Source organism: Sphingomonas flavescens, assembly GCF_030866745.1.
In the GTDB taxonomy this organism is placed as follows: domain Bacteria; phylum Pseudomonadota; class Alphaproteobacteria; order Sphingomonadales; family Sphingomonadaceae; genus Sphingomicrobium; species Sphingomicrobium flavescens.
This window is the reverse complement of the sequence record NZ_CP133016.1, coordinates 1,845,481-1,866,435: the sequence shown is the minus strand read 5'-3', so window position 1 is coordinate 1,866,435 and position 20,955 is coordinate 1,845,481. Positions and strand designations below refer to the sequence as shown.

Sequence of the window (20,955 nt, the reverse complement as noted above, 5' to 3'; positions counted from 1 at the left end):
TACAAGCTATTAACCATCTTCGCCCTACGACCGGCACAACATGGACGCCGTGTCATCAATTACCCTGACTGCCCCGACGAAATCCGACGGTGTGCGCTTTTCAACATGGCAGGTCGCTGCTGCCCTCACGTTGCTGGCGCTTGGCTTGCGGATGTTGGGCGCCATCGGCCGCCCGCTTTGGCTGGACGAAGCCTACAGTGCCTGGTTCTCATCACGCAGCTGGACTGTCCTCTGGTCGGAAGTTCCCAAGTACGAACCACACCCGCCATTTTATTATTCGATCCTAAAACTGTGGCGCGCCTTGGCCGGCGATGGCGGCATGGCCCTGCGTTCGTTGTCGATGCTGTTCACGCTGGTGACGATCCCGATCGTTGCTGCTGCAAGCAACGAACTCGAGCGGCAGAACCCATCGGGCCGGCCATTGCTGCGCTCGGGCATCGCCATGTGCCTGACAGCGGCATCGCCAATGCTGGTGCTGATGGGCGCAGAGGCTCGTCCCTATCCACTCCTCATCCTGGCCTATGCGACTGCCACCCTCGGCGTCCTTCGCCTGACTCGGGAATTTTGCGAAGGCCCCGGCACGGCGACGTCCTGGCTCGCACTGATTGTCGGCGCCGAACTGGGACTATGGGCGCACGGTCTCGGTCTCCTGTACGCCGCATGCCTCGCGGTCGCGTTGGCGCCGGCGTTAGTAAACGGTCTCGACCGCCGACGTTTTTTGCTCGGCGCCGGTGCGGCTGCGTTAATCGTCGCGCTGTACGTTCCTTGCCTTTTGATGATGGCGCAGCGCGCCGGCGACTGGGGCAGCGGCTGGCTCAGCTGGCAACCAAGCATGATGCTGCAATTGCTGGGCCTGTACACAATCCCAGTCGAGGTTCTGACAATCAGTTCCGCGGTCACCGCGCTGACCATCGTCCTGCTTGCCAAGCGCGCGTTTCAGCGGGCGGTCGAGCAAACCGGCTGGACTGCGGACCGCGCAATCCTATTGCTGTGGTGGGGGCCGCCACTGCTGGCCATCGCCATATCGATGCTGGCGATGCCGGTGTTTTTGCCACGCACGCTGACGCCCACGCTGATCCCCGCCTACCTGGCGATTGCGGGCGCACTCGCGCGCGTCCCTTCATCGCGCGAGCGGTTAGTGCTCGGCGCGGCATTGGTTATCACGATCATGCCGGCCGCAGTCCAAGTCGCGCTTCGGCCGTCAACCGAGCCATGGGATGAGGTGAGCGCCTATCTTCGAACTCATGTCCGCCCAGGTGACCAGGTGTGGGTATACCCCAATGACAGCGCGCTGCCCTTGCTCGAAGCAGGAAGCCGGCTGCCGATACGCGGCCTGCCCGGCGACTATCCCGCCAACGGGTTCAGGGGCCCGATCCGGGCGGGTTCGCCGGCGGTCGTCTCACTGACCGCCAAACAGGCCAACGCCGTTGTCCATGATCCTGCGGTGCAAAAAATTGCGACGATCTGGCTCGTCTCGCGGCAAAGCGGCGTCTTCGATCCGTCGAGCGATCTGCCGCACGCTCTGGCGGCGGTGCGCAGACCGGGTATCGAGCAGAAGTGGAATGACATCTCGGTGCGCCCCTACGGCAAGCGCTGAAGTCGTTTCGCCCTCGTTCAAATTGCAGAAAGCTTGTGAGGGTTAGCCATTCCTCAAGATCAGTGGAGGAGGCATCCATGAACAAGCTTTTGATGGGCAGCGCAGTCGCCGTCATGGTCGTCGCAGTCGCACCGGCTGTCGCTCAGGTCGCTCCGCCGCCAGGGGTCGCGCAGGGCACGACCGTCGCGCCGCCGATGGCTCCGCGCGCACCCCAGGCGCCGATGGTGCGGCGGGGACAGCCGAACGTCATGATCATGATGAACAAGCCGATGACCCGCGCGGAGGTTAGCGAGCATGTCGCGCGGATGTTCGCGCATCTCGACGCGAACCATGACGGCTATCTAACGCGAGAGGAAATTCAGGCCACGCATCAGAAGATGATGGCCATGGGCCCGGAGATGAAAAAGCGCATGGCCCAGCGGGGCATGGGCCGGGGCGATCGCGGCGCCGCCTTCGACCGGCTCGACACCAACCGCGACGGCAGCATCAGCCGTCAGGAATTCATGGCCGGCCGTCCCGAAATCCGCGAGCAGCGCGTGATCGTCATGCGCGACGGCAAGGGTCCCATGGCGCCTGGCGCGATGCCTGAAATGCCGGGCCACGGCGGCATGAAGATGCGCATGATGCACATGGGCGGCATGGGCTTCGGCGGGAAGATGTTCGACATGGCCGACACCAACCATGACGGCCGGGTCTCGCTTGCCGAAGCGCAGGCGGCGGCCTTCGCGCATTTCGATCGCGCCGACGCCAATCACGACGGTAAGATCACCCCGGACGAACGAAAGAACGTCCGCATCATGCGCATGGAACGCCATAGCTAGGTCTTCGCAGCCACTTTCTTTCCGGCGCCGCGCGACTTCTTCGCCGGCGCCGGTTTTGCACCCGCCTCGGCCTCGCGGTACTTTTTCTCGACTTCGAACATGTAGTCACGGGTGATCGGCGTTGCGTGCCGGTCGCGCACATATTGCACCTGGAAATTGCAGGCGGCGCCACTTTCAAACATGACAATACCGCCGGCCAGGTAGAATTCCCACATCCGGAAGAAGCGCGCGTCGTACAACCGCTCGATCTCCGCACGCTTCTTCGTCGCGCGGTCCAGCCAGTGACGCAGTGTGTAGGCATAATGCAGGCGTAGCGTCTCGACGTCGCCGACGATCATCCGCACCTTCTCGCTCGACGAGCACATCTGCGACAGGCTCGGCAGATGATAGCCGGGAAAAATCCATTTATCGGTGAAGGGATCGGGCGTACCGGCGCCGCCAAGCTTGCCGATCGTGTGAAGCAACATCACGCCGTCGTCCGTCAGCAGTTCGCGGCACTTGGAGTAGAATTCGTCATAATGCGCCGCGCCGACATGTTCGAACATGCCGACCGAAACGATGCGGTCGAACCGGCCGTCGAGTTCGCGATAGTCGATCAGCTGAAACTTCACGCGATCTGCAACACCCGCATCCGCCGCCCGCTTCTTCGCGATCTTCAGTTGCTCTTCGGATAGCGTCACGCCGAGCACGTCGACGTCGGCAACGCGGTTCAGATATAGCGCCATCCCGCCCCAGCCGCAGCCGATGTCGAGCACGCGCTGGCCCGGCTTCAGGTTCAACTTGGCGGCGATGTGCGCTTTCTTGTCGGCCTGCGCCTGCTCCAGGCTGTTTTTCGGATTGGTGAAGTAGGCGCAGCTGTACTGCAGGTCGTCGTCGAGGAAGAGCGCGTACAGCTCATTCCCAATGTCATAGTGATGCGCGACGTTGCTGCGGGCCTTGCCGACCGGGTTGCGACGGAACAGTGACTTGAGCTTACCCGCCTTGCCCTTGCCGAGCGCCTTGCGGCCGCCCTGTTCCCACGGCTGCGCCCCGACGATGAGTTCAAGCAGGTCGAGGATCGTGCCGTCCTCGATCGTCAGCCGGCCGTCCATGTATAGCTCGCCGAGCTTGAGCCGCGGATTGCGAAACAGTTCGAAGGTCGCGCGCCTATCGTGGAGCTTGACGGTGATGCTCTTCCCCCCGCCTGGCCCGTAGGTCCCGCGGCTGCCATCCGCCTGGATCAGGGTGATGCTACCGACGGGAAGGATCTGGTCGATGAACCGGCCAATCAGGGACATGCGCTATAAACTCCATTTCCGCTGGCGCCGATTGCCACGCCATTGCAGCTAGCGATAGGCCTCGTGCGCAAAGGCCCAACGCAAGGTACCCGCCAGGCCGAATGTCGCCGCGCGGATCGCCGGCGCGGAGAAGGGAAGCGGCCGGACGTCGTGCATCCGCTGCGCCCAATGCGGGAGCAGGTCGACGGCCGCCTGCATGAGCAATTTCTGCGCGGCCACTTCGCCCAGGCTTGGTGCCGGCGCGCGCAGGACGAAGTCGCGGAAAGCGCGGGTTCGCTCGTCAGTTCTCAGCTCCGCACGAAAGTCAGTAAGCATGCGCTCAGCCGCCCTACGCGTTTGCGGCACCGGATCGGCGCCAAGCAGCCGCGCCACCTCGCCGCTTTCTTCAAAGTAGCGGTCCTGATCTCCCGCGCTCATCCGCGGCTCGCCGTAGCGGCGCCAGCCGTCCAAGAACATGATCGCACCGGCGACATGCACCCAAGCCAGCAGACGCGGGTCGCCCGCTTGGTACCGGGTGCCATCGGCCAGCGTCCCGCCGACCTGATCGTGGATGCGTCGCACGCGATCGATTGCCGTTAGCGCGGCGTCGCGCTCGCCATACGTCGTGACGGCAATGAACCGCGCGGTCCGACGCAGGCGTCCGATCATGTCGGATTGCACGTCGCTATGATCCCACACGCCGCCGAGCGCTTTCGGATGCAGCATCTGCAGCAGCAGCGCGGCGATCCCGCCGGCCATCATGGAGGTCACGTCGCCGTGCACGCGCCACACAACCGAATCCGGTGCGAACAGCGCGTGATCCGATCGCGCGACGGGCCGCTCGCCTTTCGAGCGGTCGTTGAAGGTGCTGCGAACCTGCTTCACCAACGCGCGGCGGATCGGGGTCAGCATCAACCGTAGGCTCGCACGAAGAAAACGAGCGTCGTCGCTGCAGTGACCGCCAATGTCCACGCCCGCACCAGTCCGAGGGGTAGGCGCTTGCCCAGCTTGGCACCGAGCCAGCCACCGAGGATCGCCCCCACCAGCATGGGCACGCACGCCGCCCAACGCACGAGGCCGACGCTGGCGAAAACCATCGCCGCAGCAAGATTGGCGATCGCGAGCATCAAGGTCCGCGCAGCAAACAGCGATCGCGGATGCGCGCCGGCCAGCAATCCGTAGGTCGCGGTCATCATTAGGCCCACGCCTCCGCCGAAATAGCCGCCGTAGATCGCGAGCAGCGATTGCGCGGTGACGAGGGTTGGCCGGCCGATGATCACCCGCTCATGGAGCCAGGCCGACGCGCGCTGTCCGAACAGCATCGCGATCAGCCCGACGAACAGCAGCCACGGAATGATGAAGTCGAATGCTCGGCTCGGGGTCAGAACCAGGAGCACGCTGCCCACCAGCCCGCCGACAAACGTGATCGCCGCCAGCATTCGCACCGACATGCCGCCGACCGGCTCGAGTTCGTCGCGATATTCGGCGGCGCTCGCTGCGGCGCCTGGCAGCAGTGCGACATTGGAGGTCGCATTCGCAACATTGGCGGGGAGGCCCAGCGCAATCAGCGCGGGCAAGGTGGCGAAGGTGCCGCCGCCGGCAAGCGCGTTCATCGCACCGCCGACGAATCCTGCGCCAGCAGCCAATGCGATGACGCTTGGATCAGGCAGCGGCGCTGCGGCGCTTCCGTTCGGCCGCGGTCTTCAGCTGGCCGCAGGCGGCGTCGATGTCGCGGCCGCGCGGAGTCCGCACCGGCGCCGAGATGCCCGCCTCGAAGATGATGTTGCTGAACGAGCGGATGCGCTCGTCCGACGAGCATTCGTAAGGCGCGCCGCCCCACGGGTTGAACGGGATCAGATTGACCTTCGCGGGCAGCCGGTAATGGCGGATCAGCCGCACCAGCTCGCGCGCATGCTCGTCGCTGTCGTTCTTGTCCTTCAGCATCACGTATTCGAACGTGATGCGCCGTGCGTTGTTCGCGCCCGGATAAGCGGCGCACGCCTCGAGCAACTGCTCGATCCCGTACTTGCGGTTGAGCGGCACGATCTCGTCGCGGATTTCCTTGGTCACTGCGTGCAGCGATACGGCAAGGTTCACGCCGATCTCCGCACCCGCGCGCTCCATCATCGGCACGACCCCGCTGGTCGACAGCGTGATCCGCCGACGCGACAGGCCCAGCCCATCGCCGTCCATTACGATCTTCAGCGCGTCGCGGACATTGTCGAAATTGTAAAGCGGCTCGCCCATGCCCATCATGACGATGTTGGTCAGCATGCGGCCTTCCGGCTGGCTCGGCCATTCGCCCAGCGCATCGCGCGCCAACATCACCTGCCCGACGATCTCCGCCGGTTCCAGGTTGCGCACCAGCGCCATCGTTCCCGTGTGGCAGAACCGGCAGTTGAGCGTGCAGCCGACTTGGCTCGATACGCACAGCGTCCCGCGATCCGCGTCGGGGATGAACACCATCTCGAAATCGTGGCCGTCGTGGGTCTTCAGCAGCCACTTGCGCGTGCCGTCGGACGACACCTGCGCCTCGACCACTTCCGGCCGCGACACTACGAACCGCTCCTCGAACCAGCCGCGCTGCGCTTTGGCGATGTCGCTCATCAGCGCGAAGTCGGTGACCCCGCGATTGTAGGTCCAGTGCCAAATCTGCTTGCCGCGCAGCTTCGCCTGCTTCGGCTCTAGCCCCGCCACTTCCAGCGCAGCGCGGATCTCGTCCTTCGACAGACCAACCAGGTCGACCTTGCCGTCGGCGCGCGGCTTCACGGCCCGCGGCACGGGCACAGGGTCGACGGCGCCCGGAATGGGCATCAGGTTGGTGTCGGCACTCATGGTGAGGCGCGCTATCTAGTTACGATCAACGGATTTTGCCAGCGCTGCGAAGCGCGCACCGGGCCGCCGCCGAATCGATGGCCGTGGGCGCCCCATCGAGCAGATAGGGATCGCTGAAACGACTTCCTCCCTGATCGCGGCTCTCCACGCTCATCGTGGTCGCCACGCGCAAGGCTTCCACAATCGCCTGCGCCTGCTGCGGCCCGCGGCTCCACGCCCAGCCGTTCCGTGTCACCAGCAGGAATGGCTGGTCGCCAATCTTCAGCATCACGCTTGCGTCGCCGCGTGGGATTCGGCTCAGCCGCGCATGGAATTCCGCCCAGCGGCGGCCGTCCGCGGCAAATGTTAGTCCGGCCAGCGCCTGGATCTTGTCCTTTGTCGCCACCCTCAGGGACCGCGTCAGCGCTTCACAACTCGCGCCCCGATCGATCGCCACCCACGCACCGCCAGCGCTCAGGATTCCCGCGCTAGCCGCACTGGGAAGCACCAGCGCGCAGAAGAAGGGTGCAAGTCGAAGCAAGTAAAACAGCCTTAGCCACTTTCGTTGAACAGTAATCATCCAAAACGACGCCTTAACCAACCGAACTTGTCGTTTAAATCCGATTATGCCATCCCCTTGGACGCTCGGTTATCACGATTCGCCAACAGGGGGCGTCATGGTCCGAGTATATCCCAGAACAGTCGTTCCCGGCGCATTGTTTACTGCCTGATTGAGCAGTGACCATCGCTGATATTCTGCCCCGCCTCGCGGCGGAGCTGGCGCTGTTCGCTGGCGTCGGCTTCCTGGTCTTCGCGCTCAACGATCTTGCTGTCGACCTGATCTTCTTCGCTCGCCGGCTGTGGCGGGCGATCGGCGTCTACAGCCGGCACCAGCGGGCCTACGCCAGCTATTTCGTGTTCAACAAGGATCCGGGCTTGCTCGCGGTCTTCGTTCCCGCCTGGGACGAGGCGCCGGTTATCGCGCCGATGCTGAAGGCGATGCTGAAGCGCATCGACTATGACAATTACCGCATCTTCGTCGGCTATTACCGCAACGATCCCGCCACCGCCGCCGCCATCGCGAGCGTTGTCGACAAGCGTGTCGAGGCGGTCGAAGTTGCCGCGAACGGCCCGACGACCAAGGCCGATTGCCTCAATCATCTCTACGATGCGCTGCAATCCTACGAACTTGCGCATGACTGCGAAGCGAAAGCCGTTGTCCTTCACGATGCCGAGGACGTCGTTCATCGTTACGAGCTGCGGATCTTCGACGGGCTGATCGACCGCGCTGCGGTCGTCCAGCTTCCCGTGCTCCCCCTGCCCGACCCGCAATCGCGCTGGATCTCGGGCCACTATTGTGACGAATTCGCCGAGGCGCACATCAAGGAACTGGTTGTGCGCGAAGCGGTCGGTGCCGCTATCCCCTTGGCCGGCGTCGGCTGCGCGATCGAGCGTCGCGCCTTGTGCCGCTTGGCCGCACTGCAAGACGGCAAGCCGTTCGCGCGAGGCAGCATGACCGAGGATTACGAACTTGGCCTCAAGCTGGGCGCGCTCGGCCTAAAAACCATGTTCGTGCGCATTCCGGCGGAGCCTGGCGAGCGCGGCGTCGTCTCCAGCCGCGGACATTTCCCCGCCACGCTTGGCGAAGCCGTGCGCCAAAAGGCCCGCTGGCTAGGCGGCATTGCGTTGACCGGCTGGGATCGCCTTGGCTGGAGCGGTGGCCTCGGCGAGCGATGGATGCGGATGCGTGATCGCCGCGGTCCGCTAGCGGCAGTGCTGCTGCTCGCCGCCTATCTCGCAGCGCTCCTTTGGTCGCAACTCTGGCTCGCTGAAGCGCTCGGCGCGCCGGTCCAAGCCCGCATGAACCCGACGCTGACCCTGCTGCTGACCGTCAACGCATGGTTGCTCGCCTGGCGGGTGCTAATGCGCTTTTGGTTTACGAAATCCGCTTACGGCTGGGTCGAAGGCTTTTTCTCCATTCCCCGGTTGTTCGTCGGCAACGTCATCGCGATGCTCGCCGCGGCGCGAGCGCTTTCGATCCACCTGCGCGGCGGCGCGAAGCGGTGGGACAAAACCCGGCACATTTTCCCCGCCGAGCTTCCGCAATGAGCCGTTCCCTACGCTTTCTCGCGCTCGCGACCGCTGGTTGGATCGGCGTGCGGATGATCACGGTTGGCCATTTGCCGAATCCCGACTTTTTCAAGTTTCGTCCGACCGAGGCCAAGGCCGCCGAGATCACACCAACCCAGTTTGCTGAGATCGAGCCTATCGCTCCAGCCCGGCCGATCGCGGTGGAACCCCAACCGGCGCCGGTGGAAGCCGCAATGGCCGCAGCGGCGCCGGCAATTCGATACGTACAGGGAATGGTCGGTGTGCCCGTGGCAATGACGCGCGGCGTTGTGCCAGTCTACCAATTGCCGGCCGCAATGCCGGCGCGGCCTGGGCGCCCGGCGCGTTACTATGACGCGCGCAGCGCGGGCGTCGAAGGCTATGCCCAACTACCGGAAGTCGACGGCTGGCCGGCTACCCGCCTCGCAGCCATGTCGTTGCCTAGCACCTTCGTGTCCACACCGCAAAGCATGCCCGCCGCGCCAGTCCCGCCCATCGACCCGCACAAACTCGACCGTCTTCAACTCTCCTCCTGGGCGCTGCTGCGTAATCAGCAGACAGGAACCGCCGGATCGCGTTCGCTCGCCAGCGGCGGACAGCTCGGCGCCAGCCAAGGCGGCGTTCGCCTAATCTACAACATTGATCGCCGGATTGGCGTCGCCGCGCGCTTCAGCAGCGAGGTCGGCCGACGCGGTGGCGAGGCGGCACTGGGCATCCGCGTAAGACCGTTGGTCAGCGTCCCCGTCTGGATCACCGCCGAGCGGCGTCAGGCGGTCGGCAAATATGGCGGGGGCCGCAGCGATTTTGCCTTGTTCATGGAAGGCGGCTTTTATCAGCAGCCGCTGCCGTGGGACTTCGCGCTAGACGGCTATCTCGAGGGCGGCGTCGTCGGCCTCAAGACCCGTGACTTGTTCGTGGATGGCGCAGTCACGGTCAGCCGGCCTGTCTATCGCCAGTTTTCCGCCGGCTTCGGGGTGTGGGGTGGGGCTCAGCCCGGTCTTTACCGCGTGGATGCCGGGCCCCGGATCACCATGCGGGTACGCAACAACCTCAAGGTTCACGTCGACTGGCGGCAAAAGCTGGCCGGCAATGCCCGGCCGGGGTCGGGCCCCGTGCTCACGCTGGCAGGGGATTTCTAGGCGCTCGCGGGTTGGAAGCCGTCGGCCTTTCCGGTTAGGTAACGGCGCCGATGGACATCTACCTCCCGATCGCCGGTCAGTCCGTCAACGCACTGCTGATCGTCGTGCTCGGCTTCGGGGTCGGCCTATTGTCGGGCATGTTCGGGGTAGGCGGCGGCTTTCTCACCACGCCGATCCTCATCTTCTACGGCATTCCGCCTACGGTCGCGGTCGCGTCCGCCACAACGCAGATCACGGGCGCCAGCGTATCCGGCGCGATGGTCCACATGCGTCGTGGCGGTGTCGATTTGAAGATGGCGGGCGTCATGATCGCCGGCGGCCTGCTCGGTTCGGTTGTCGGCGCCGTGCTGTTCCGACTGCTGCAGTCGAGCGGCCAGATCGATGTGGTGATCGGCTTCATGTACGTGCTGATCCTTGGCTGGATCGGCTCGGTCATGCTGCTGGATAGCCTCCGGACGCTCGGCTACGTTCCCGCCAAGGCCGCCGACACACCGCGGCCGCGTCACAACCGCTGGGTGGCATCATTGCCCTATCGCTGGCGGTTCAACAGCTCGGGTATCTACATCTCGCCGGTCGCCCCCTTTGCGCTCGGCGCGCTTGCCGGCGTGCTGACCGTTTTCCTCGGCATCGGCGGCGGGTTCGTGCTGGTCCCGGCGATGATCTACATCCTCGGCATGCCGGCGCGTGTCGTCATCGGCACCAGCTTGGTCATGATCCTTGCCGTCAGCGCCGCGACGACAATGGTCCACGCCGTCACCACGCGCGCCGTGGACGTCGTGCTTGCTGCCCTGCTCCTCGCCGGCGGCGTCATCGGCGCACAATATGGCGCACTCCTGACGCTTCGCATCAAACCGGATTACCTGAGGCTTGCGCTCGCCGTGATCATCCTCCTCGTCGCCCTGCGCATGGCGCTTGGCCTCGCCTGGCGGCCCGAGGAAATCTTCTCGATCGAGTATTTGTGATCCGCCGCGCGCCCCTTCTGCTGGCCCTGCTCGCGCCGCTGCTGATCGCCGCCGACAAGCCCGTCCTGGTGCCTGACATTTCCGCGCGTCAGGTGCAGATCCGTTACAGCTTCAACGGCGCCCAGCTGCTGCTGTTCGGCGCGGTCGTCTACCCGGGCGGGCGTCCGCCCGACCGCCAACTCGACATCGCGGTGGTCCTGCGCGGTCCCGTCCAGCCCATCCTGGTTCGCGAAAAGCAGAAGATCGCCGGGATCTGGATGAACGCCGATTCCAACCGCTTCCGTTCGGCGCCGTCATTCTACGCCGTCGCGTCGACGCGCCCCATCAATGACCTGCTCGATAGCCGGACCGCAGCGATCTACGAGCTCGGTGTCCAGAACCTCCAACTCTCGCCCGGTGGCGGCGCGCTCCCCGAAAAGGAGCGCCGCTTCGAGGCAGGCCTCCTTGACCTCCGTGGGCGGCAGGGACTGTACGCGGAAAACGACCATGGCGTGGAGATTACCGGCGGCGTCCTGTACCGCGCGACCATCACCATCCCCAGCCAGGTGCCCGTGGGCGCCTACACGGCGGAGACCTTCCTCATCGATCGCGGCAAGGTGATCGCGGCCGCAACTCGGGACATTCAGATCGACAAGTCGGGGTTCGAGCGCTTCGTTGCCGTCGCCGCCCGCCGTCAGCGCGTCGCCTACGGCCTGACCTGCGTCGCCTTGTCGCTCGGACTAGGCTGGGCTGCCGCAGCTGCGTTCCGCCGCCGCTTTTGACGCGCTCGCCGGCAATATCCTCAAGTTAATCTTAACCGCTCCCGGTTATGCCCGTGCCCGCACAGGGAGTTTTTGGGCGAAAAATGGAAAACATGAACGAGCAGCCGAACCTGCGGGAGTTCCTGAACGAGGTAAGTAGTTTCCAGGAGGAAACGCCCTCGGCGCAGCCCAAGGCGCCTGCGCAGAACCTGACGGCAATCGGCAAGGTCGTCGAGATCGCGGGTTCGGGCTCGCAGATCGTGCTCGATGCCGCGACCGTCGCGGCCCTTCAGTCACACAAGGATCCTTCGGTCGCGATGTCCGGCCAGGTCGGCAGCCAGGTGAAAACCGTCGTCGGCAACAGCTGGCTGATCGCCAACGTTCGTACCCTTCGCGCCGGCAATCCCGGCGAGCTCATTGCCTACATCGACTTCCTCGGCGAAGGCTCGCGCGATTCGGATGGCGGCATGTCCAACTTCCGTCGTGGCGTGACGCGCTACCCGATCCCGGGCGCCGAAGTGATGCCCGTCAGCACCCAGGACATGCGCTCGATCTTCGCTGCCACGGATGAGCCGCACATCGAGATCGGTACTGTCTATCCGACCGACGACATCCGCGGCGCGCTTTACGTCGATCCGATGCTGTCGAAGCACTTTGCGGTCCTCGGCTCGACCGGCACCGGTAAGTCGACCTCGGTCGCGCTCATCCTGCACCGCATCTCGCAGCTCAGCCCCGAAGGTCACATCGTGATGATCGACCCGCACGGCGAATATTCTGCCGCCTTCAAGGGCTGCGGCGAGCTGTTCAACGTCGACAACCTCCAGCTTCCCTATTGGCTGATGAACTTCGAGGAACATTGCGAAGTGTTCCTGACCACCGACGGTGCCGAGCGTCAGCGCGACGCCGACATCCTCGGCAAGTGCCTGCTCGCCGCCCGTACCAAGGGCAAGGACATGAGCCAGTACGGCAAGGTCACCGTCGACAGCCCGATCCCGTACCTGCTGACCGATCTCAACGCGATCATCGTCAACGAAATGGGCAAGCTCGACCGCGCCGGCGACACGTTGCCGTTCCAGCGCATCAAGACCAAGCTCGACGAGCTTCGCGCCGATCCGCGCTACACCTTCATGTTCTCCGGCATGCTCGTCTCGGACTCGATGGGCAGCTTCCTCGCCAAGCTGTTCCGCCTGCCGAGCCTCGGCCGTCCGATCTCGATCGTCGATGTGTCCGGCGTCCCGTCCGAAGTCACCAGCGTAGTCGTCTCGGTGCTCGCCCGCATGGTGTTCGACTACGCCATCTGGTCGCGCACCGAGGCACAGCGTCCGCTGCTGCTCGTCTGCGAAGAAGCCCACCGCTACGTGCCCAAGGACGAGAACAGCGGCGCCCAGGCCGTCCGCAAGATCCTCGAGCGTATCGCCAAGGAAGGCCGTAAGTATGGCGTCTCGCTCGGCCTGATTACGCAGCGTCCGTCCGACCTTGCCGAAGGCGTGCTGTCGCAGTGCGGCACGATCGTCTCCATGCGGTTAAACAACGACCGCGACCAGGCGTGCGTCCGTGCCGCCATGCCGGAAGGTGCGCGCGGTTTCCTCGACGCAATTCCCGCGCTTCGCAATCGCGAATGCATCGTCTGCGGCGAAGGCGTGGCTATCCCGATCCGCGTCCGCTTCGACGACCTCGAGCCCGAGAAGCGCCCCGCCTCATCCGACCCCAGCTTCGCCCGCCTATGGCGCGAAACCGGCGACGAAGAAGGCATCATCAACCGCACCATCAAGCGGTGGCGCGGTCACGGCCGCTAGGAGTTTTAGTCAGCCGCCAAGAATAGAAGCCGTGCGTAATCGCTGCTGGACTTGCGCGCCGTACATGGTGCCTGCACGCCAGCGCTTGAGGACAATGGGCGCACTGGCACGCACCAGTTGAATGCCGGATCGCTTGCCCTGCGCCACAAGACAGGCTCCGCGGCTATTATCGACCCATGCGGTGCGCCAGGCATCATCGGGATAGGTCTTTGCCATGATGGGCGCAGCGCGTGCCAGCATCTGCTCGGCTTCGCCGAACCGTCGGTGCGTGCACAGCAGATCCGCCAAGTCCGTGAGGATAGGTGCCATCAGGCGGTTCTGATGGACTTCGGCTGCCGTCAGCCCGCGGCGAAACAGCGCCTCGGCTTCGACGTCTTGCCCGATGCCTCGTTTCGCCAGCGCCAGATTCGCAAAAATAAAGGCGAGGTCGTCGTGCGTGTCCTCGCGCTGCGCGAGATAAATATTCATGCTCCGGGTCAGCAGGGGGATCGCTTCCCTTAAGCGGCGCTGCTCGATCATCACCCGCGCAAGATTGTTCAGCGTCGACGCCAGATCCGGATGGTTGGGTCCGAGCACTCTTTCATCGAGCGCCAAATTCTGTCGCCAGTAACGCACTGCGGCGTCGGGTTTGTTGTCCAGATAGGCGTTGGCCCCGAGTTGATTGAGGTCTTCGGAGACCTTGGGATGAAGTTGGCCCTGTACCGCCGCCCGAATCCTCAGCGCTTCTTCATACTCCCGCGTCGAGGTTGCCAGTTCGCCAGCCATTTGATTGGTCCAGGCGCTCGCTTCCAGGTCGCGGGCGACCGACGGCGCCTTCGGTCCGTCGTGCGAGCGATCCCAAGCCAACGCTTTGTTGATGAGCGGTCGCGCATCATCGAAGCGGTCTAGCTTCGAAAGGGCCTCGGCCCGTCCGATGAGAATGCGCGAATAGAGTCCGGTGTCGACCAATTGGGCCGGGTCGCCAATCCCGGCCAGTGCTTTGCCGAAAAGTTGCTGCGCCTGCTCATATTCACCTTGTTGCGATCGCGATGTCGCAAAGGTGGCCAACTGGCGAACGCGCGTTTCGCCACGGGCCACCGGCAATGCAAAAGATCGCCTGATCAGTTCGTCCGCTCGGCGGAATGAGCCGAGCCCCATGTAGACGTCGCTAAGCGTGCTGATGAGTTCCGCCTTCACGTCAGGCTCATTGGAGAGTGCGCCGTCCAGCTGCCGCGCGCCCTTGTCCAGCGCTTCGACCACCGTCACCTTATCGCCCTGCGCCTCCTGTGGATCCGCGACCGCGAAGAGCCCCTTCACGAAGTCCGTCGTGCGCTCGGCGGTCATGGTCTTCTGCCGAGCGATGTCGCGCTCTCGGACAGCTTGCGCGCGCGATACGAGAGCGAAGCCGGCAAGGCCGGTCATGATGACGAACCCGACGGTGGCTGCGGCCGCCAGCGCAAGCAACCGCCGTTGGCGCCTGTGCTGCTCTCGCTGCCGTAGATCGTCGTAGCGCGCGCCGACGACCCCGGCGACGAGCTTGAGAAATGCGTTGCGTCGGCCGTCCCCGGACTTGCGCGCGTCCGCCGCAAGTGGCTCCCCGCCGAGCTCCAAAAGCGCAGGCGGAAAAAAGCTTTCGCCGGGAACGGCCGAGCCGTCGGCCTCCGGCACCAGCAAACATTGGATGCTCCCCGCTCGCCCGAGCGCGGCAAAGGTTCGAACCTCTTCGTTAACCCAGCGCGAAGCTGCGCCATTGCGCGAGCAGATGACGATCAGGCTGGCCGACTCTTCCAAGGCCTGTCGAACCGAATCGGCTAGGTTGGCCGAGGCCGCCAGTTCTTCGCGATCCTGGAAGACGGGCGGCAGTCGGCGCTCGAGCGTCCCCCAGGACGTCGGCCGGCCGACCATCGCTTTCGGTAGGCGGTAGCGCTCCAATTCGCGATGGAGCCACGCAGCCCATCGGCGATCCTTGTGATTGTAGCTGATAAACGCGGAGTACCGCATCAGCTCTCGCCGTGTCGGCAATCAGGCGGGAACGGACTTCGCGCGTCGCCGGCGCACCGCTATTCCAATTCCGGCGAAGCCGAGCAGCATCGTCAACCACGTCGCCGGCTCCGGAACCGCGCCAATCAACGACCCGCGGCTGTCGAACAGGTACGATCGATTTTGCAGCGGCCCCGTCTCCTGGACCTGAGCATTCGGCAAGTTGAATCCGTACGTGCCCGAGACCAGCTGAGCTGCGGCATTGTAAGAATAGTTGACCTGGAACCCGTCAAGCAGTTCGATCAGCGTGATCGTGTAAACGCGCAGCGAGGTCGAATAACCCGCCAGGAGGTTGGCCTTGCCCGAGTCGAACCTCTGCTGAAGCGTGGCGTTGGGGTCGCTCAACGTCGAGGCGTCGACGATCGTCTTCGATAAACCGAAATTGTCGTAGGACTGCTGACTGAACGTGGCGTTCTGGACAAGATCGATGCTACGCTGTCCACAATTCAGCGGGTTGGTGCATCCGTAAAAAGACACCGTGAAGCCGTTCGAATTGATCGACGTATCGGCGACGTAGGTCCCGTCGTATCCACCGCCGCCAAAAAAATCTTCGACGCCCGGCCCGTCCACGAAACGCGCGCTGAAGACCGGCGTAGGCGCGTAGGCGGAAAGTTGCGTCTGAACCGTCGAGGTATCGCCATTCACCTGCGGCGTCAGGAAAGACTGGATCGATCCTAGCGAGACCGTGCCGTTACTGTTGACATAGAATTGGCTGTACGATGTCCCGCCGATGCTGAGCGGCGTCGCGAACGTGTAGGGCGTGCAACTCCCATCGGTCTTGGGACTGCAGTAGCCGGAAAGCATCCAATTCGCGCCGCCATCGATCACGGTGCGACCCGCAATTGCGGGCTGAGCCCAGATCCCCGCCGTGAGGATTGCACACGCTAACGCACGCCAAGCAAATTTACGCATAAGACTCGCCCCCGAGTAAATTTAAGTTAACCATAATCAGCAAATAGTTGGCGGCAAAGCTTTTTCGGCTCGGCAACGCGATTGGCATTTTCTACCCACCGCCCGTGGCTGGCACTGCGGTGGAAGTTCTGGCACCTCCCCAACCATGTTGCGCGCTCTAAGCCTCGCTTTAGCCGACCTCGGCAATCGCCGCGTCATGGCGATCATGTTCCAGGCGCTTCTCATCACGCTGGCGATCTTCGCGCTGCTCGCGGCGGTGCTGGTCTGGCTGTTGAACGGAGCCGACCCTTGCGCCGCAATCGGGCTCGACAGCTGCCCGCTGGATGCCGGCAGCGGCGGCATCGGCGCGCTCCTCCTGACCCTCTTAGCCGGCTGGTTCCTCTTCCCCGCAGTCGCGCTGGCAGTAATCATGACTTTCGCCGACAAGATCGGCCGGACCATTGAGGAACTGCATTATCCGGAAGCGGCCCGGGCTGCCCACCCAATCGGCATCTTGGCCGGACTGGGGATGGGTCTTCGTTCCGCCGGCCGGCTGTTCCTGTTCAATCTGATTGCCGCACCCTTTTACATCCTGCTGCTGATCACCGGCGTCGGGCCATTCATTCTGTTTGTGATCGTCAACGGCTTTGCGTTCGGCCGCGACATCGGCGAGCTGGCCGCGGCGCGTCACGGCGACCGCGTATCCCGCCGGACCTGGCTGCGCGCAAAGCGCGGCGAGCAGCATCTGCTCGGCGTGCTGGTCAGCGTGCTGTTCCTGATCCCGTTCGTGAACCTGGTGGCGCCCGTGCTCGGCGTCGCCGCCGGCATTCACCTGTTCAACCGGTCGTTCTGGCCGGCTCGCGTCTAGGCCCGTTTGATCCCGACCGTCAGTAAGGCCTTGAGCCGCGCCTTTAATGCTTCGGCAAGGCGCGTGTCGACGACCGGCGCGCTGACCAGCCGGACGCCGAGCGGATTGACCGGCTGACCGCTCTGCTTGACTTCGAAATGGAGGTGCGGCCCGGTCGATAGCCCCGACGATCCGACATAGCCGATCACCTGCCCGCGACGAACGTAGCTGCCCGGCTGCGCGACGATGTCGCTCATGTGGCTGTAAGTGCTGACGATGCCGCCGCCGTGCGCGATCTGGACCTGTCGACCGTAGCCGCCGGCCCAGCCGGCTGCGGCAACTTGTCCATCTGCGGCGGCGACAATCGGGCTGCCCCAACTCGCACCGATATCCACGCCCGCGTGGAATCGCGTAAAATGCAGGATCGGGTGATAGCGATAGCCGAAGTAGGACGTGATCGGGCCGTTCGCCGGCATCACCAGGCCGCTCTGCACCGGCGCGGGCCGTTCCGCGTTCGCCGCGTCGATCCATTCGCTGCGGCCGTTGGCCGTCCACCGCACCAGTTGCAGCGACGACCCACCGAGCCGGTTCAGTCCGGCATAAAGCAACTGGCGGTCCGCGTTGAGCACCAGGTCGAACCCATCACCGGCCCCGATCTCACCGACGTCGATCTGCGTCGCGAGCGCCGTCAGATACTGCGCCGCCACCTCCGGTGAAGCGCCCGCCGCGCGCAATGCCCAATAGAGCCCGTCGCCGGCCCGGCCGCGAATGCGCAGCGGGCTTGCGGCAATCACCGCCCGCTTCGGCGCAACCGCCGGTTCGGCAAATTTCACCGCCCGCTTGGGCACGAAATCCACCGTTTCGACCGCAGCCGTCGGCGCCATCGGCATTCCTGTCGCGCTGCCGCCGGACATCGATGCGACGCCAAGCGCATGCCACTGCCGTTGATCGTCGGTCGCCGCCCCCACCGCGGGGCGCGGAAGCGAGGCCCAAGCGACGCCGCTGCACAGCAGGGCGGCCAAGCCGGCGCTTTTCCAGCCGAACAGGTTGCGTGACGTCAGCACCCCTCTCTGATGCCAAATCGAGGTTAAGACGGACCTAATCCACTCGTCGAAGGAACCTTGCGCTTCCTTCCCGCGCTGCCACATTCGAACATGATGGCGCCGCGTTCAGACGCTACGGTCCGGGCGATCCTCGGGCCGACCAACACGGGGAAGACGTACCTCGCGATCGAACGCATGTGCGCTCACTCCTCGGGCGTCATCGGCTTCCCGCTGCGTCTCCTAGCGCGTGAAGTCTACGACCGCGTCGTCGCCCTAAAGGGCGAAAAGCAGGTCGCACTGCTGACTGGCGAGGAACGCATCGTTCCGCCCACGGCCCGCTATTTCCTGTGCACCGCCGAGAGCATGCCCGTCCCCGGCGGCGCCAGCCATCACGAGGGCGAGCAAAATCGCGACTTCGCCTTCGCGGCGATCGATGAGGCGCAACTCGGCATCGACCCGGAACGCGGGCACGTCTTCACCGACCGCCTGCTCCGCGCCCGCGGCCGCGAGGAGACGCTCATCCTCGGCTCGGACACGCTGCGGCCGATCATCCGCGAGCTGCTGCCCGAGGCCGAGATCGTCAGCCGCCCGCGCTTTTCCACCCTCCGTTACGCCGGCAGCGTCAAGCTCTCGCGCCTGCCGCCGCGCTCAGCCGTCGTCGCCTTCTCCGCCGAGCAGGTGTACGCGCTTGCCGAGATGCTCCGCCGCTTCAAGGGCGGCGCCGCAGTGGTCATGGGCGCGCTTTCGCCCGCCACGCGCAACGCCCAGGTTGCCATGTTCCAGCGCGGCGAGGTCGATTATCTGGTCGCTACCGATGCCATCGGCATGGGCCTCAACATGGACGTCACGCACGTCGCCTTTGCCGGCCTGGAGAAGTTTGACGGGCGCCGCGACCGCCGCCTGACGATCCCCGAAATGGCGCAGATCGCCGGTCGCGCCGGGCGCCACCAGAAGGACGGCACCTTCGGCACGCTTGGCCTGACCGAAGAGAGCGGCGGCTTTTCCGAGGAAGAGGTCAACGCGATCGAAGACCATCGCTTCCGGCCCCTCGACAGCCTCTACTGGCGCAACGCAAACCTCGACTTCACCGACGTCCGCGCGCTGATCAAAAGTCTCGAACAGAAGAGCGACGACCCGATTTTGCGCTCAGCGCCCGAAGCGATCGACCTCTCGGTGCTGAAACTAGTCGCCGAAGACCCCGCCATCGCCGCCCGGCGCGGCATTCACGCCCGTCGCCTGTGGGCCGTCTGCGGCCTGCCCGACTTCCGCAAGGTCGGGCCGATGCACCACGCGCGCATGGTCCGCCGCCTGTTCAGCTACATTGGCGAAGGCGGCCACGTCCCTCACGAATGGTTCGCCGCGGAGGTTGCCCGGCTCGATAACATGAGCGGCGATATCGAGGCCCTCGCTGACCGCCTCGCCGGCATCCGCAGCTGGGCCTACATCGCGCACCGCGCCGACTGGCTGAAGGAGCCGGTCAAATGGGCCGACCGCACCCGCGAGGTCGAGGCGCGGCTGAGTGACGCGCTGCACGAGCGGCTCACCCAGCGCTTCGTCGATCGCCGCACCTCCGTCCTCGTCCGCGACATCGGCGCCCGCGGCGCCGACGCGCTGCCGGTGACCGTCGCCGCCGATGGCGAGGTCAGCGTGGGCCCCGAGCCCATCGGCCATCTCACCGGGTTCGACTTCCGCGTCGACCCCTCCGCCAAGCTCGCCGACAAGCGCCTGCTCCTCGCCGCCGCCGAGCGCCGCCTAGGCGACGAGCTCGACCGCCGCGCCAAGGCGCTGGTCGAGGCGAAGGATGAAACATTCCAGCTGATCATCGAGGATACCGGCGGCCTGGCCGTCTGCTGGGAAGGTCATGTCCTCGCCCGCCTGGCGCCCGGCCGCTCGCTCCTCGAACCCGCCCTCCGCACCGCGCGCGCCCTCGACCGCCTATCCGCTCCGGCACGCGCAGCGCTTCGGCAACGCCTTGAAGCGTGGCTCGAAACACAGATTGGTCGGCACCTCGGCTCGCTAAAGCAGCTGGCCGCTGCCGCTGGCGATCCGGCGACGCCGTCCTCGGTCCGTGCGCTCGCCGCCATGCTGGCCGACGCAGGCGGTCACCTTCCGCGAAAGACTGCGCTCAGTGCCATCGCCCATCTCGAACAAGCCGATCGCCAAGCCGTACACCGTCTGAGGGTCCGCCTCGGCCCTCTGGACGTGTTCCTGCCGCTGCTGCTGAAGCCCGCCGCGCAATATTGGCGTGCCGCGCTTCTCGCCGTGAAGCAGGGCCAGCCGATGCCGACGCTACCCGCCCCCGGCGCAGCGACGCTCACGGCGGACGCGGACCCGCGCGGCGCGGCGCTAGCCTACCGCCGCCTCGGCAAGACCTGGCTGCGCATCGACCTCGCCGACCGCCTCGCCAGCCATGCCCGCAAGGTTCGCTCCGCCGGCGGCAACGATCCTGTCGACCGCGATCTCGCGATATCCGTCGGCCTCGACGACGAAGCTCTGTCGCGGCTGATGAATGACATCGGCTTTGCCCGTGCTGGCGATGCGTGGAAGTGGCACGGCCGGCGCGGATCGCGTCCCGACGCCTGGCGCCCCGGGACCAACGCGTTCGCCGAACTGGCAAAGCTCAAGAAGTGAGGATCGACCGCTTCCTGCACTGCATCCGTCTGCTCAAGAGCCGCACTCTCGCCCAGTCGCTGGTCGAAGAGGGCCATGTCCGCATCGACGGCAAGCGGATCACCAAGACCGCTGAGGAAGTTCGCGTCGGCAGCGTCATCGCCTTTCCGCTTCACGACCGCATTCGTATCCTGCGCGTGCTCAGCTTGCCGGACCGCCGCGGGCCCGCGACCGAAGCTCGCACCCACTACGAGGAACTGGGCGTTGACGAGCCGAAACCCGCGACCTAGCGAAGCGGCAAAGGGAGCCTG

18 protein-coding genes are annotated in these 20,955 nt (G+C 65.0%); 10 read left to right on the top strand and 8 right to left on the bottom strand.

Going from position 1 to position 20,955, the window contains the following annotated elements; genetic code table 11:
* The first annotated feature begins 49 nt into the window (after positions 1 to 49).
* Positions 50 to 1,597: a glycosyltransferase family 39 protein gene (locus QU596_RS09595; protein WP_308515296.1), complete on the top strand. Its 1,548-nt coding sequence runs from the start codon at positions 50 to 52 to the stop codon at positions 1,595 to 1,597.
* A 77-nt stretch (positions 1,598 to 1,674) separates the two neighbouring features.
* Entirely contained in the window at positions 1,675 to 2,418 is a 744-nt protein-coding gene (locus QU596_RS09590) for an EF-hand domain-containing protein (RefSeq protein WP_308515295.1), read from the top strand.
* Here the strand turns inward: QU596_RS09590 and QU596_RS09585 are convergent.
* The 5 genes from QU596_RS09585 to QU596_RS09565 are packed head-to-tail and all read right to left on the bottom strand — an operon-like array spanning position 2,415 to position 7,029.
* Entirely contained in the window at positions 2,415 to 3,695 is a 1,281-nt protein-coding gene (locus tag QU596_RS09585; RefSeq protein WP_308515294.1) for a cyclopropane-fatty-acyl-phospholipid synthase family protein, read from the bottom strand. The two genes, QU596_RS09590 and QU596_RS09585, sit on opposite strands and share 4 nt — an antisense overlap.
* 48 nt (positions 3,696 to 3,743) lie before the next feature.
* Complete coding sequence (locus QU596_RS09580) at positions 3,744 to 4,586, bottom strand: oxygenase MpaB family protein (protein WP_308515293.1); 843 nt, start codon at positions 4,584 to 4,586, stop codon at positions 3,744 to 3,746.
* Positions 4,586 to 5,287 carry a sulfite exporter TauE/SafE family protein gene (locus tag QU596_RS09575; RefSeq protein ID WP_420030910.1) on the bottom strand — a complete coding sequence of 234 codons (702 nt, stop codon included), beginning with the start codon at positions 5,285 to 5,287 and terminating at the stop codon, positions 4,586 to 4,588. Before QU596_RS09575 ends, QU596_RS09580 begins: the two co-directional genes overlap by 1 nt.
* A gap of 49 nt (positions 5,288 to 5,336) precedes the next feature.
* Positions 5,337 to 6,509: a dual-specificity RNA methyltransferase RlmN gene (rlmN, locus tag QU596_RS09570; protein WP_420030909.1), complete on the bottom strand. Its 1,173-nt coding sequence runs from the start codon at positions 6,507 to 6,509 to the stop codon at positions 5,337 to 5,339.
* 25 nt (positions 6,510 to 6,534) lie between these two features.
* The gene (locus QU596_RS09565; protein WP_308515291.1) at positions 6,535 to 7,029 is read right to left on the bottom strand and encodes a hypothetical protein; all 495 of its coding nucleotides are present in this window, start codon (positions 7,027 to 7,029) and stop codon (positions 6,535 to 6,537) included.
* 197 nt (positions 7,030 to 7,226) lie between these two features.
* Between QU596_RS09565 and QU596_RS09560 the strand changes: the two genes are divergently transcribed.
* From QU596_RS09560 to QU596_RS09540, 5 genes are all read left to right on the top strand, one after another.
* A complete protein-coding gene (locus tag QU596_RS09560; RefSeq protein ID WP_308515290.1) occupies positions 7,227 to 8,597 on the top strand; it encodes a glycosyl transferase family protein in 1,371 nt (456 codons plus the stop codon).
* Positions 8,594 to 9,736: a hypothetical protein gene (locus QU596_RS09555; protein ID WP_308515289.1), complete on the top strand. Its 1,143-nt coding sequence runs from the start codon at positions 8,594 to 8,596 to the stop codon at positions 9,734 to 9,736. The genes QU596_RS09560 and QU596_RS09555 overlap by 4 nt, the downstream gene beginning before the upstream one ends.
* Positions 9,737 to 9,786: 50 nt before the next feature.
* Positions 9,787 to 10,698, top strand: a complete 912-nt coding sequence (locus QU596_RS09550) for a sulfite exporter TauE/SafE family protein (protein WP_308515288.1) — start codon at positions 9,787 to 9,789, stop codon at positions 10,696 to 10,698.
* Positions 10,698 to 11,459, top strand: a complete 762-nt coding sequence (locus QU596_RS09545; RefSeq protein WP_308517973.1) for a TIGR02186 family protein — start codon at positions 10,698 to 10,700, stop codon at positions 11,457 to 11,459. The genes QU596_RS09550 and QU596_RS09545 overlap by 1 nt, the downstream gene beginning before the upstream one ends.
* A gap of 92 nt (positions 11,460 to 11,551) precedes the next feature.
* A complete protein-coding gene (locus QU596_RS09540) occupies positions 11,552 to 13,234 on the top strand; it encodes an ATP-binding protein (protein ID WP_308515287.1) in 1,683 nt (560 codons plus the stop codon).
* A 9-nt stretch (positions 13,235 to 13,243) separates the two neighbouring features.
* Here QU596_RS09540 and QU596_RS09535 read toward each other — a convergent pair whose 3' ends face one another.
* Positions 13,244 to 15,214, bottom strand: a complete 1,971-nt coding sequence (locus QU596_RS09535) for a tetratricopeptide repeat protein (protein ID WP_308515286.1) — start codon at positions 15,212 to 15,214, stop codon at positions 13,244 to 13,246.
* Positions 15,215 to 15,235: 21 nt separating this feature from the next.
* Positions 15,236 to 16,165: a PEPxxWA-CTERM sorting domain-containing protein gene (locus QU596_RS09530; RefSeq protein WP_308515285.1), complete on the bottom strand. Its 930-nt coding sequence runs from the start codon at positions 16,163 to 16,165 to the stop codon at positions 15,236 to 15,238.
* Positions 16,166 to 16,310: 145 nt separating this feature from the next.
* Between QU596_RS09530 and QU596_RS09525 the strand changes: the two genes are divergently transcribed.
* Complete coding sequence (locus QU596_RS09525; RefSeq protein WP_308515284.1) at positions 16,311 to 17,012, top strand: EI24 domain-containing protein; 702 nt, start codon at positions 16,311 to 16,313, stop codon at positions 17,010 to 17,012.
* Here the strand turns inward: QU596_RS09525 and QU596_RS09520 are convergent.
* Positions 17,009 to 18,055, bottom strand: coding sequence for a M23 family metallopeptidase (locus QU596_RS09520; protein ID WP_308515283.1), 1,047 nt, complete (start codon positions 18,053 to 18,055; stop codon positions 17,009 to 17,011). The genes QU596_RS09525 and QU596_RS09520 overlap by 4 nt on opposite strands.
* Positions 18,056 to 18,148: 93 nt before the next feature.
* Between QU596_RS09520 and QU596_RS09515 the strand changes: the two genes are divergently transcribed.
* Positions 18,149 to 20,665, top strand: coding sequence for a helicase-related protein (locus tag QU596_RS09515; protein WP_308515282.1), 2,517 nt, complete (start codon positions 18,149 to 18,151; stop codon positions 20,663 to 20,665).
* On the top strand, positions 20,662 to 20,934 hold the full coding sequence (locus QU596_RS09510; protein WP_308515281.1) for an RNA-binding S4 domain-containing protein: 273 nt from the start codon (positions 20,662 to 20,664) through the stop codon (positions 20,932 to 20,934). Before QU596_RS09515 ends, QU596_RS09510 begins: the two co-directional genes overlap by 4 nt.
* The last annotated feature ends 21 nt before the right edge of the window (positions 20,935 to 20,955 follow it).